The organism is Dyella sp., assembly GCF_035277725.1.
GTDB lineage: Bacteria > Pseudomonadota > Gammaproteobacteria > Xanthomonadales > Rhodanobacteraceae > Dyella_B.
This window is the reverse complement of record NZ_DATEJY010000210.1, coordinates 1-12,918: the sequence shown is the minus strand read 5'-3', so window position 1 is coordinate 12,918 and position 12,918 is coordinate 1. Positions and strand designations below refer to the sequence as shown.

Annotated in this window: 10 protein-coding genes; 2 read left to right on the top strand and 8 right to left on the bottom strand. The window is 61.9% G+C overall.

Going from position 1 to position 12,918, the window contains the following annotated elements; genetic code table 11:
- Positions 1 to 64 precede the first annotated feature (64 nt).
- The 6 genes from murD to VJR68_RS17835 form a co-directional block, all read right to left on the bottom strand.
- Positions 65 to 1,423, bottom strand: a complete 1,359-nt coding sequence (gene murD, locus VJR68_RS17860) for a UDP-N-acetylmuramoyl-L-alanine--D-glutamate ligase (protein ID WP_324149906.1) — start codon at positions 1,421 to 1,423, stop codon at positions 65 to 67.
- A gap of 1 nt (position 1,424) precedes the next feature.
- A complete protein-coding gene (murL, locus tag VJR68_RS17855; RefSeq protein WP_324149905.1) occupies positions 1,425 to 2,774 on the bottom strand; it encodes a UDP-N-acetyl-alpha-D-muramoyl-L-alanyl-L-glutamate epimerase in 1,350 nt (449 codons plus the stop codon).
- 31 nt (positions 2,775 to 2,805) lie between these two features.
- Positions 2,806 to 3,186, bottom strand: coding sequence for an endonuclease domain-containing protein (locus VJR68_RS17850; protein WP_324149903.1), 381 nt, complete (start codon positions 3,184 to 3,186; stop codon positions 2,806 to 2,808).
- A 178-nt stretch (positions 3,187 to 3,364) separates the two neighbouring features.
- Positions 3,365 to 5,977: a bifunctional aspartate kinase/diaminopimelate decarboxylase gene (locus VJR68_RS17845; RefSeq protein ID WP_324149901.1), complete on the bottom strand. Its 2,613-nt coding sequence runs from the start codon at positions 5,975 to 5,977 to the stop codon at positions 3,365 to 3,367.
- Positions 5,978 to 6,272: 295 nt separating this feature from the next.
- Complete coding sequence (locus tag VJR68_RS17840) at positions 6,273 to 7,787, bottom strand: fumarate hydratase (RefSeq protein WP_324149900.1); 1,515 nt, start codon at positions 7,785 to 7,787, stop codon at positions 6,273 to 6,275.
- Between the two features lie 142 nt (positions 7,788 to 7,929).
- A complete protein-coding gene (locus VJR68_RS17835) occupies positions 7,930 to 8,541 on the bottom strand; it encodes an outer membrane protein (protein WP_324149899.1) in 612 nt (203 codons plus the stop codon).
- 503 nt (positions 8,542 to 9,044) lie between these two features.
- On the opposite strand from VJR68_RS17835, the gene VJR68_RS17830 reads away from it, so the two are divergent.
- On the top strand, positions 9,045 to 10,970 hold the full coding sequence (locus tag VJR68_RS17830; protein WP_324149897.1) for a S53 family peptidase: 1,926 nt from the start codon (positions 9,045 to 9,047) through the stop codon (positions 10,968 to 10,970).
- Positions 10,971 to 11,129: 159 nt separating this feature from the next.
- Positions 11,130 to 12,005 (top strand): PhzF family phenazine biosynthesis protein, encoded by an 876-nt coding sequence (locus VJR68_RS17825; protein ID WP_324149896.1) that lies wholly within the window; start codon positions 11,130 to 11,132, stop codon positions 12,003 to 12,005.
- A gap of 49 nt (positions 12,006 to 12,054) precedes the next feature.
- Here VJR68_RS17825 and VJR68_RS17820 read toward each other — a convergent pair whose 3' ends face one another.
- Positions 12,055 to 12,675, bottom strand: coding sequence for a porin family protein (locus tag VJR68_RS17820; RefSeq protein ID WP_324149895.1), 621 nt, complete (start codon positions 12,673 to 12,675; stop codon positions 12,055 to 12,057).
- Positions 12,672 to 12,918, bottom strand: a 247-nt coding sequence (locus VJR68_RS17815; RefSeq protein WP_324149894.1) for a hypothetical protein, incomplete at its 5' end; no start/stop codon positions are given. The genes VJR68_RS17815 and VJR68_RS17820, both read right to left, overlap by 4 nt.

The following is a 12,918-nucleotide window of genomic DNA, read 5'->3' as shown; positions in this document are numbered from 1 at the left end:
GGCTCGCCATCTCCCGCACTCCCCAGGAGACTGCAGGAGGGTGTGTACAGCTTATCGTCGCGCGTCAGGCGATGCCGAGGCCTGCAATGCCCACGATGGCCTGTTCATCGAATCCCGCCAACACGGCAAAGCGTCGACCACGTTCGGCGTAGTCGTGAAACTGGTCGAAGCTGGGCGCTCCCGGCGACAGCAGCACCGTGCCGCCTTCCGGCGTGATGGTACGGGCCATCTCGATGGCATCCGTTAGGTGATCGACATCGCCTAGCGGCACGTCCGACTTGGCGGCGCGCAGCGCCCCGGCGATGCGCGGGCCATTGGCGCCTTGCGCGACGATGCGTAACGACACGCGCGCTTTGACTGCTTCGACGAAAGGCGTCCAGTCGAGGCCACGGTCGTGCCCGCCGACGATGACGGTCACTTCCCTCCCCTGCAGGCTTTCCAGCGCTGCGAGCGTCGCCTGCGGCGTGGTGCTGATGGAGTCGTTGATCCACTGCAGGCCATGGCGCTCGCCTAACGGTTGCAGGCGGTGTGGCAGCGGACGGAATGAAGCCAGTCCCTGCGCGGCAGCTACTGCATCGATACCGATCGCTTCCAATGCAGCCAGCGCGGCGCATGCGTTCAACGCATTGTGCAAACCTGGGACCGACATGCGTTGCAGCGGAAACACGTCCTGCGTAGCGCGGCGAATGGCGCCCTCAGCCACATGCCAGCCGTCCATTGTCCCGAACAACAGGCGATGCGGATGCTGCGCGGTCTTTTCCCGCAGCAATGGCTGTTGCGCATTCACCAGCAACTGGTTGGCCTGGTCGGTCAGCTTGAGCTTGTCGGCGATATAGCGCTCGTGCGAACCGTGCCAGTCGAGATGTTCCTCGTACAGGCTGGTGATCACGCCCAGCTCCAGCGGCCCTGCCTCCCCGGTCTGGAAGCTGGATAGTTCGATCGCCCACAGGTCGGCTTGCTGATCGAGCAGTTCCAGCAAAGGCAAACCGATATTGCCGGCCAACGCCGTGCGCACGCCTTGTTCGCGGGCAAGGTGTGCGATCAGCGCGGTGGTAGTGCTCTTGCCCTTGGTGCCGGTCACCCCTATGACGCGCGCGTGCGGATGCTCGGCAAACCAGAGCGCGGTACCGGACGTAAAACGCGTACCTTGCGCTTGCGCGGTGACGATGGCGGATTTGTAGGCGGAAATGCCCGGTGACTTGATGACGATGTCGTAGGCACTGAGCGCCACGGCATCCGGCTCGTTGGGATAGACGCGCAGAGCCGCATCGAACGCTTGCGCTTCCGCGGCTTCCGACTCGCTGCAATAGAGCGCGAGCGTCAATTCAGGGAGTCGCTTGCGTAGCGCGTGAATCGCAGCCCGTCCTTCGCGGCCGAAACCCCAGATGGCTACGCGCTGTGCGGCAAGATCGGCGATGCGCATGTCAGGCAATGGTCGCCAGCGCCGCCTGCAAACGCGCCGGCACGCGATGCTCGCCGGCAGGCTGCAGCCAAGGCTCCAGCGCCAGCTCTGCTACGTCGAGTTGCGGCAGGATTTCGCTGCGGAAGCGCGCGACAAGGGCATCTTCCTGCCATTCCGGACGCTGGCTCAGGGCGTACATCGCGGCGCGCGCTTCAGCGCCCTCGCCCACGCATTCGAACGGTTTGTGGTCGTGATACTCAAGCAGCGCATCGAAGCCCGCGGCCTGCGCATCGTCGTCAAGCAGATTGCGGCCGAAAATCGCGAGCAGGCGTGGCTTGGGCAGGAATGGCGCCAGCGCCAGAAACACGAAGTGGCACTTCGGGCATTGGCCGCACCAGCGATCGGCAGGCTTGGGACCAAGAATCTTGAAGTTGCGGTTGCAGCTGGAGAAGACGTCGAAATAGGCGGCGTGCCTGGCAAACACACGCGTGATGGCAAGCTCGGAATACGGGCGCAGCAGTGAGCAGTAATCGAGATCGGCGGCAACGTGCGTATGCAGCCAATCGCTGAGCAGCTTCTCGAACGCGTAGCCCTTGCTCCATTGGTGATTGACCTGTTGGCCGTCGTACTCCAGCGTGGCTGCGGAGGCGGAGCGTTCGTTGGCGAAGGCAATGCTGTCAAAGCCGTAGAGCACGGCAGCAACGGCGAGAATGGCCGAATTCACCGCCGTCACCGGGATATGGCCGTTCCAGGCACCCAGGCGATTGAGTTCGAACAAACCGGGGGCGAGTTCGCGCTGGATGTTGAGCGTCGGCAAACCCGTGCGTTCGGCACATGCTGCGATCAGCGGCGAATTGCCTACCCATACCGCGGTGGCTTCACCCCCGATCTGCTTGATCGCTTCCACAGCGACGAGCGAATCCTTGCCGCCACCGATAGGAACAAGCGTGCGCTTGGGCAGATGCAGCGCAGCGGCTTCCACTTTCCCCGGCGGCTCGCCAGAACGCGGGAAAGCAATGCGTCCGCGCAAGTCGAGTCCGTTGCGATAGGCAAATTCGGCCAGGCCGTGCAGGTACAAATCGTCGAGAAGATTGGCGGTGGCGTCGTCGAGATGATCATCGGCCACTTCGATTTTCGGCGGCACACCCGCTTTGTAATAGCTGATGCCTGCGATCAGGTGCAGCAACTTCAGCGCGGCGTTGAACGCGTGCTTGCGTTCTGGCATCAACGCGGGTGGCGCGGGAAAGCGTACGCGTTCGATCAGTTCCTCGCCGTGGTCGAAGGCATAGACCAGTTCGGCCACGCCGTCGGCATAGCTGGCGCGGACGAAGTGGAAGACCTGGGTCAGGCGGGGTTGGATCGGTTGGGTCACTCAGAAAGCTCCGGTTCTTTGTTCTCGCTTGTTACTCCCTCTCCCCCTTGGGGAGAGGGTTGGGGTGGGGGACCGCTCTTGCCACAGCCTCCAAGATCACCTCAAGCACTGCGTCTGTATTCTTCAAAACGTCATCGTTCCAGAATCCCAGCACGCGATAACCTATGGCTGCAAGTCGGCGCGTCCGTTCTTCATCCCGCTCCACCTGTTGGAGATGCTGACCGCCATCCAGCTCCACAATCACCCGCGCATCTGGGCAAACGAAATCGACAATGTAGCGATCGATTTCATGCTGCCTGCGAAACTTCCATCCTGAAAGTCGTCGATCACGCAGATGACGCCAAAGCAATCGTTCTGCATCGGTCGTGTTCCGACGCAATGTTCGTGCGCGATCCACGTTCAAGCGTTCCATCAGTGAAGCAAACTCCTTCTCGCCTCAAACCGCTCCCTCTCCCCTCCGGGGAGAAGGCTGGGATGAGGGGGCATCTCGCGGGGTGTTTAAATAAAACCACGCTTTGATTTCCATTTATCGCTAGATTCGCCCCTCACCCCACCCTCTCCCCGGAGGGGAGAGGGAGTAAAGCGCGGCGTCACTCAAGGATGATCTCTTCCGCCTCATCCCGCAGATTGTAAGGCGAGGACATGACTTTGCCGTAGGCACCCGCCTGGGCAATCAGCACCACGTCGCCTTCCTGCGCTTCCGGCAGGTGGCGGTCGGAGCCAATCACGTCGCCGCTTTCGCAGATCGGGCCCACCACCTGGTAGAGCGCGGTGGCTGGCTCATCCAGACGCGTGAGGTTGACGATTTCGTGCCAGGCGTCGTACAGCGCGGGGCGGATCAGGCTGTTCATGCCGGTATCCACGCCCAGGTAACGCCAGGAGCCCTTGCCCTTCTGCTGGGTCACGCGGGTGATCAGCACGCCCGCATCGGCAACCAGGTAGCGGCCGGGTTCCATCCACAACTGGTAATGCGGATAGGCTGCCTTGACCTTGCGCAGCGTTTCTTCCAGCGCGGCGATATCCAGCCGCGCCTCACCCGGGTGCGAAGGCACGCCGAGGCCGCCGCCGATATCGAGGAAGCCCACGCTGCCGATGCGCTCGGCGATGCTGGCCAGCTGGCTGTACACCTCGCTCCAATGCTTGACGTCGAGGATGCCGGAGCCCAGATGCGCATGCAGGCCACGCACCGTGACACGGTGGGTATCGGCCAGGCGCAGGAAGGCGTCGAGCTGATCCACTGGCAGGCCGAACTTGCTGCCGCTGCCGCCGGTGCGCACCTTCTCGTGATGACCCAGGCCGCGGCCAAGATCGATGCGCAGCACGATTTCGCGACCGCGGAAAACCTCCCCCCAATGTTCCAGCGGATACAGCGAATCCAGCGAAACAGTAGCTCGTGTGCTGAAAGCCCACGCGTAATCCTCGCGCGGCGCGAAGTTGGGGGTGAACAGCAGCGGCGCGGATTCCGGCACGGCGGCCATCACGGCCTTCAATTCACCGGGCGAGACGCATTCAAAGCCGAACCCTTCTTCGGCCAGCGCGCGCAGGATGGCCGGATGGGTATTGGCCTTTACCGCGTAATGCAGGCGATCCACCGCCGTGAGCGTTTTCAACTCGCGCGCCTGCTTGCGCACGGTGGGCAAGTGGTACACGTAGCGCGGCGTGGCTTCGGCGCCGAGCGCCAGCAAGCGATCGCGACACTCGCTGCGCCACCAGGCATCCGCCGCGGTGACGGTTTCACCGCTGCCGTACAAGGCCTGCCAGCTAGGGCCGAACAAGGCGCTGTCGTCGGTGCGCAGGGCGCCGGCGGCAATCAGCATCTCGTGCAGGCGCGGCACCAGTTCGTCGACCACGCTCTCGTCCACCACGAAGGTGAGGTTGAGGTTGTTGGATGATTGCGAAATCAGATGCACGCGCAGCTGGCCGAATTCCGCCAGCACGCCGGACAAGGTGTGCAGCATCGAACGCATGCCGCGGCCGACCATGGTGATGGCGGCACACGGTGCGATCACTTTTACGCGACAGACTTTCGCCAAATCGCTGGCGAGTGCCGCCACCGCATCGGAATCGAGCAGGTTTTCGGTGGGGTCCAACGACACGGTGACGTTGGTTTCCGCCGAGCTGATCAAGTCCACCGACAAACCATGCTGTTTGAACTGCGCAAATACGTCAGCCAGGAAACCGACCTGTTGCCACATGCCCACCGACTCCATCGACACCAGGGTCAGCCCCTTGCGTGCACTGATGGCTTTCACGCTCGGCGCGTGCTCGCGCACTTCCGGGCCGATCACGGTGCCTTCCAGCTCGGGACGGTTGGTGTCCTTGATCAGCATCGGCACGCGCGGTTCGCGCAGCGGCGACAGGCAGCGCGGGTGCAGCACCTTGGCGCCCGTGGAGGCAATTTCCTGGGCTTCTTCGTAATCCAGTTTCTGCAGCAGGCGCGCACCAGGCACCTGGCGCGGATTGGCGGTGAACATGCCGGCCACGTCGGTCCAGATTTCCACGCGCTGTGCTTTCAGCAGCGCGCCGAAATACGACGCCGAGGTATCCGAACCACCACGACCAAGCAGCACGGTGCGGCCTTGGGATTCGCGCGCGATAAAACCCTGCGTGATGAACACTTCGCCCAGCTTGGCCAGGCGTGTATTCAAGGCGGGATCGGGCTTGGCTTCGACCATCGCCGAAAGCAGCTTGGTGCGCTCGTTCTGGTTAGGGAGCGCAATCGCGGCCAGGCAGTCGCGCGCATCCACCCATTGCGTGGACAGGCCGGCGTGCGAAAGAAACGCCGCACCTAAGGCGCTGGACATCAGCTCGCCGTGCGCCTGCACCAGCGCAGACCAGGCGAGTTCGCCCATCACCGCCGGACCCTCTTCGGCCAGTTTGCCCAACTCGCGCAAACGTTCGGCGAGGGTATCCGGCACGGCAAGCTGCATGTGATCGAGCAGGTCGTAATGGCGCTGCGCGATCGCTTTGTACGCCTCGATACGTTTGCCTTTGTCTTCCTGGACGCACAGTTGTTTGAGTGCGTCGGTGATGCCGGTCAGCGCGGACACGACCACCAGCACGCGTGCGCCTTCGGCGCGGCGGCTGGCAACGAGTTCGCGGATGTTCTGCCAGCGCGGCAGGGTGGCGACACTGGTGCCGCCAAACTTCATCACGATCCAGGGTGCGCCGGCGGAAAGCGGCGCGGGGGCATTCGAGGTCACGGTTTCTCTGTCTAGGGTTGCGGGAAAAGTCAATCCCGCCAGTGTTGCGCCGCGTCAGGTGGAATGCAACCGACAATTCGGCAATAGGGATAGCGTTTGGATGGCCAAACGCCTGTGCTCGCGAACGTAGGCTGGGGTGCGAACCCCAACATGGCGATTCTGGCCAACATGGCGATGTTGGGGTTCGCACCCCAACCTACGTGTCTATGGAGGTTTCCGGCAAGCCTTCGCCCCTCACCTCACTCCTCTCCCCAGAGGGGAGAGGAGGCGAACGTGGCGCGCGAAGCGCGCTACGTTACTCGATAGAGACGGGGATTTTCCCAATCTTCGCCTGCCACTCACGCGGCCCGGTCTTGTGCACCGACGTACCGGCCGAATCCACCGCCACGGTTACCGGCATGTCCTTGACCTCGAACTCGTAGATCGCCTCCATGCCCAGGTCTTCGAACGCCAGCACGCGGCTGGCCCTGATGGCCTTGGACACCAGGTAGGCCGCGCCGCCAACGGCCATCAGGTACACCGACTGGTGCTTCTTGATCGCCTCGATGGCTGCCGGACCGCGCTCGGCCTTGCCGACCATGCCCAGCAAACCGGTCTGGGCCAGCACCTGCTCGGTGAACTTGTCCATGCGGGTGGCGGTGGTGGGGCCGGCGGGGCCGACCACTTCGTCACGCACCGGGTCGACCGGGCCGACGTAGTAGATAAAGCGGCCCGTGAAATCCACCGGCAGCTTCTCGCCCTTGTTCAGCATATCGACCATGCGCTTGTGAGCGGCATCGCGGCCGGTAAGCAGTTTGCCGTTGAGCAGCAGCACTTCCCCGGGTTTCCAGCTGGCGACTTCTTCGCGCGTCACGGCGTCGAGGTTGACGCGGCGGCCCTTGGAGGCGTCATAGGTGAGCGTCGGCCAGTCTGCCAGCGAGGGCGGGTCGAGCATCACGGGGCCAGAGCCATCCAGGGTGAAGTGTGCGTGGCGGGTAGCGGCGCAGTTGGGGATCATCGCCACCGGGAGGTTCGCGGCGTGGGTGGGGTAATCCTTGACCTTGATATCGAGCACGGTGGTGAGGCCACCCAGCCCCTGCGCGCCGATGCCCAGCGCGTTGACCTTTTCATACAGTTCCAAGCGCAGTTCCTCGGCGCGGCTCGATGGGCCGCGCGCAATCAGATCCTGGATATCGATCGGCTCCATCAGCGCTTCTTTGGCCAGCAGCATGGCCTTCTCCGCCGTACCGCCGATACCGATGCCCAGCATGCCGGGCGGGCACCAGCCTGCGCCCATGGTCGGCACGGTCTTGAGCACCCAGTCGACGATGGAGTCGGAGGGGTTGAGCATGACGAACTTGGATTTGGCTTCCGAACCGCCACCCTTCGCCGCCACGATCACGTCGACCGTATCGCCCGGCACGATGGAAACATTGATCACTGCCGGCGTGTTGTCCTTCGTATTGGCGCGCTTACCGGCCGGATCGGCCAGCACGCTGGCGCGCAGCTTGTTGTCCGGATGGTTGTAGGCGCGGCGTACACCCTCGTTGACCATGTCTTCCAGGCTCAGCGTGGCGTCCCAACGCACGTTCATGCCGACTTTCAGAAAGACGGTGACGATGCCGGTGTCCTGGCACAGCGGACGATGCCCTTCCGCCGCCATGCGCGAGTTGATCAGGATCTGCGCCATCGCGTCTTTCGCAGCCGGCGATTCCTCGCGCTCATAGGCTTTGGCCAGATTGGTGATGTAGTCGACCGGGTGGTAGTAGCTGATGTACTGCAGGGCGTCGGCGACGGACTGGATCAGATCGTCTTGCTTGATGGTGGTCATGGGCGGCGGCTTCGACTTGGGGATAAAGCCCCGCAAGCCTTGCGCTCACGGGACACAACCGTCGTATTGTGCGCCCAAACCGGGCCGCGCACAAAAAGACGGCCGCGCGAGGCGGCCGTAAAAGAGTGGAGAACGCCTTGAATCAGAAGCGGTATTCGGCCTGGAAGGAGTACATGCCGATGCGGGTGTTCTTGTTGTACTCGTTCTCCGGCACGCGATACGTGTCGTAAGCCAGACCAAGGCTGAAGTTCTTGTTGAAGTCGTAGCCACCGCCAATACCAAAGTACTCGCCGGTGCGAGTCACCGCCGCACGGCCGGATGCACTGAGCGGATCCGGCAAGAAGCGCGCTTCGTACAAGCTGCGCGCGCGGAACCAGCCGGCGCGGCCGTCCACGTACCAATGCTCGTTGATGTTGTAGTTGAGGTTGCCGCCCAGCAACCAGCCACGCGTCTGATCCTGCAAGCGAGCGGATGCCCTCTCGCCAGCAAGACGTGCGGTCGTGTTGCCCAGGAAGCCATAACCCACTTCAACACCGTAATCGACCACGCTGTTCCAGCGATAACCAGCGCGCAGCGCACCCGCCTTGCCAGTCTTGCTGAAGCTATTTCCCTCCATGCCAGAGAACGGATTGCTGGTGTTGTAACTCGACGCACCCGCATTGGCATTCACAAAGAAATTACCGTCATCGGCCATCGCCACGGACGACACCGTACCCAACGCCAACGCCGTGGCGATCGCTGCAAACTTGCGCATGAAAAGAACTCCTTGATGTTTTGAACAAGATCCCGCCAGCGAACCGCGCAACGGGGGAAGCGGTTCCAAGCGTAAAAATTTTGCAAACGCTAACTGATCGCTTCGCCGCTGCCTAAAGAAATGCCCTGCACGCGGGTAGGGATTCACTCACGCAAACCGTTTGTTCAACTTAGTGCACACGATTTTTGTAGCTCGCTACCAAGGGAGGACTACACGCGCGGCCTCGATGTTTTCCATTGAATCGAGACAACTCATAAGCATTCACTCTCACATGACATCTTGTTTTGCCCACATGCATCTCAGGCACTTCCAGGTTTCATGACAGCGCTATAGGCTCATCTCAGCGGCGCGATGCTGGTCGTCAGGGGAGACGGACTTTCGTCGCTAGGAAGTCGACCATCAATCATCTTCGCAACGACATCGTTCGGGTGCGGCAAGGGGCATGTGTTTTTCAACCTTTGCTTGCATGCGCACATGCCGGCGCGCTCATTAGGGAGAAGCACATGTTTGCAACGCTGCATCGCAAGTCGCTTTCGTTGTCCCTTGGCCTGCTGCTCACCGGCGCCAGCGCCGGCGCATGGGCCGCAAGCGCCCTACCCGCGGTAGATGCCGGTACCGCGCCGGCCGATCAGACCGTGCACGTCACGCTGGTTTTGAAGCTGCATAACCAGGCCGCGCTGGAGAATTACATCCGCGAGACCGTCACACCCGGCAGCGCGCACTATCAGCAATTCCTCACCACGCAGCAGTTTGCGCAACAGTACGGCGCCACTGACGCAGAGATCGCGCGCGTGCAGTCCTACCTCAAAAGCCAGGGCCTGAGCAGCGAGGTATTGCCGAGCCATTTGGCCGTCCGCACCAGTGGCACGCTGAGCCAGTTCGGCAAACTGTTCCAGACCTCGGTTCACAACTACGTCTCGCGCGAAAACGGTCACAGTTTCCATAAACCGGCAACGTCACCGCAGATACCATCAGCCATTGCCGACGTGGTCGATGTAGCAGCCGGCCTGAGCAGCGAGAAGATCTATCGCCCGCATCACGTATCCTCATCGGCCTTCACAGCGCTCGCCGCGCCGAACGCAAAGCTCAGCGCGCCGAGCAACAAGAGCGCCGGTGGCACCAACAGCAATCCGACCGCGTCGGGTGTGCCCGGTGAATACACGGTTGGCGACGTGGCCAACTTCTACAACATCAATCCGCTTTATCACCGCGGCGTGGTCGGCAAAGGCTCGACCGTGGGCATCGTGACGCTGTCCGATTTCTATCCCAGCGACGCGACCACCTATTGGTCCGACATCGGTCTCGCGACCAAGCCAAACCGCATCACGCAGGTGCATGTGGATGGCGGTGCTGCCATCGATGGCGGCAGCGGCGAAACCTCGATCGACGTGGAGCAATCCGGCGGCGTCGCGCCGTACGCCAACATCATCGTGTACGACGCGCCCAATACCACCGACGGCTACGTCGATGCGTTCGCGCAAGCGGTGTCGGACAACATTGCCGACAGTATCTCCACCAGCTGGGGCTTGCCGGAAATCTTCAATTTCGCGGCATTGAACGTAACGGGCGCCAGCAACACCGACACCACCGACGTCGGCGATCTGCGTGCGTTCCACAAGATCTTTTTGGAAGCGGCCGTACAAGGGCAATCGCTGTTCGCGGCATCGGGCGATTCGGGCGCGTATGACACCGTGCGCGATCTCGGCGCGGGCACCGGCGTGGGCCAATACACCGCACCGCTGACGGTGGATTCCCCGGCTTCCGATCCGTACATCACCGCCGCGGGCGGCACCACCACGCCGTACAGCTATCAGTTTGGCACCGGCCCCACGCAATCGGTCACGCAGGAAAGCGTGTGGGGCTGGGATTATCTGCAGAACTACTTCAACCAGTACGTGCGCCCGATCAATCTGTTTGCCACCGGCGGTGGCGGCGGCGTGAGCGTGTACTGGCACGAACCGTTCTATCAGGCATTCACCTGGGGTATTCGCCGCAGCGAGCCGAACCAGTCGCTGGTCTACAACGATCCCAGCGCCGGTCCCACCACGCTGCTGCAACTGCCCAGCCATTTCGCGGGACGCAACGTGCCGGATATTTCGTTGAATGCCGATCCGGAAACCGGCTACATCTTCGTATCGACCGTTGATGGCGGCCTGGCTTCCGGTGAAGGCGGCACCAGCTTCGTGGCGCCGCAGCTCAACGGCATCACGGCGTTGCTGCGGCAGAGCACCGGCCATCGCATCGGCTTGTGGAATCCGCAGGTGTATGCCTTGCAGAACATCTTCGGCTACGGCTTTTTCTCGCCGTTCAACAGCGTTCGCGCTGGTGACAACTGGTTCTACTACGGTGCGCCGCGCTACAACCAGGGCGCCGGCATCGGCACCTTGAACGTGGCGAATCTGGATGTGTTCCTGCGTAGCGGATTCTAAGTTGCAAGAAGGTTCCCTCCCCCACGACAGGGGGAGGGAACCGTAGGCTGGGATGAAATCCCAGCACATGGCGGCAAGCATCCGGCTATCGATATGTGCCTGGCTGGCGCGCGAATATCGAATGCTAGGATGGCGATCCACTCGCCATGTCCCGTGCCCATGTCCATCACTCGCCGCTTCATCCAGCTCGATGTTTTTTCGCGCCAGCCGATGAAGGGCAACCCGCTTGCCGTCGTCATCGATGGCGAGGGCCTGGACGATGCCACGATGCGCGCGTTTGCGCGCTGGACGAATCTTTCCGAAACCGCCTTTCTGCTGCCGCCAACGACACCGGAAGCGAATTATCGCGTGCGCATCTTCACGCCGAAGCAGGAATTGCCGTTTGCCGGACATCCCAGTGTCGGCAGTGCTTACGCAGCAATGGAAGCCGGGCTCGTCGATGCAGGTAAAACCACACTGACCCAGCAATGCGCTGCGGGTTTGCTGCCGGTGGAAATCGAACAAACAGGTGTGGAGCGCGTCATTCATGTCCAGGCACCGCCGCCGCGCCTGCAAAGTGTCGACACCGACACGTGCCGTGCGATTTCCGAAGCGATCGGCCTCACATTGAGCGATGCGCAGGTAAGCCTGATCCATGCCGGTCCGCTCTGGTGGGTGTGCGATCTTCGCGCGGCGGCGCACGTGCGCGCGCTGAAGCCGGACATGCACGCGCTCGTGCAGTTGAGCGAGCAGCACGGCGCCATGGGTGTGAGCGTTTTCGGTCGCGAATCATCCGGCCCCGCGCAGATGGTCGTGCGCACTTTCTGTCCTGGCGATGGCATTCCGGAAGATCCCGTCACTGGCAGCGCCAATGCGGCGATCATGGCGTTTCTCGCCGAGCGCGGCGATACGAGCTATGGCCTCAGCTATCTGGTCAGTCAGGGCCGCGAAGTGGGACGTGATGGATACATTCGCGTCAAACGCGATGCCGCCCATGGAACCATCACCATCGGTGGCCAATGCGTCGTATTGATCCAGGGCGAACTCGATCTCTAAAAACAACAACGGCCGCACAAAGCGGCCGTTGCTTGCTGCACAACAAAAATCAGAAACGATATTCCAGCGTGCCGCCGTACATGCCAGTGTTGAAATGGCCGGAATAAATGCCATTCGCGCGGCTGTTGTAATAGTCGTAGTTCAGGCTGATGCCGAGGTGCTTGGTGAAGTCATAACCAAAGCCAAAACCGGCATAGATGCCGTCACCGTTGCGCGTTTCGGAAACCGACGACAGACCGAGCTGGTCGCTCGCCCTGCCTGTGGTGTGCGAATGGAACCAGCCGCCGCGCGCCGAGAAGAACCAGCCGTAATCGCCGTAGTGCAGCTTGAACACGCCACCCAGCAGTTCGCCCTGCGTCTTGACGGAAATGTGGATGGGATCGTAGACGCCCACGGCGTCGTACACGGCGTAGTTGTCGCTGCCGGTGACCTTGCCCAGATCGACATAACCGGCTTCGGCACCCCACGAAACGGAGCCGGCGTTCCACAGATAGCCGGCGCGCAACGCCCCGGACATGCTGGTGTTGTCCTTGTTCTCCAAGTTCCTGATGTTTGCATTAGACCCGGCAGCTTCTCCGTTGATGAAGAAATTGCCATCCATAGCCACGGCCGTGCTGGACGCAACAGCCAGTGCGGCCGCCATGGCCGCGTTGGAAATCCATTTGTTCATTGAAACCCCTGATGTGGATGATTGTTGGCGGATAAAAACGCAACGTCCGACCACTTCCCTCTTGCGCCTGTAGATGCACGCAAGTTCCTGCGCCCGCTCGAATTTCGACGGGCGGTGCATTGTAAGTAACGTGATGCGTTGCGCAAATATGCGCCGTCAGCCATCGCCCCTTTGGCGTCACATAGGCTGGGATGAAATCCCAGCATCGGAAAGCCGAAAAGCGCTGGGATTTTCACCCCAGCC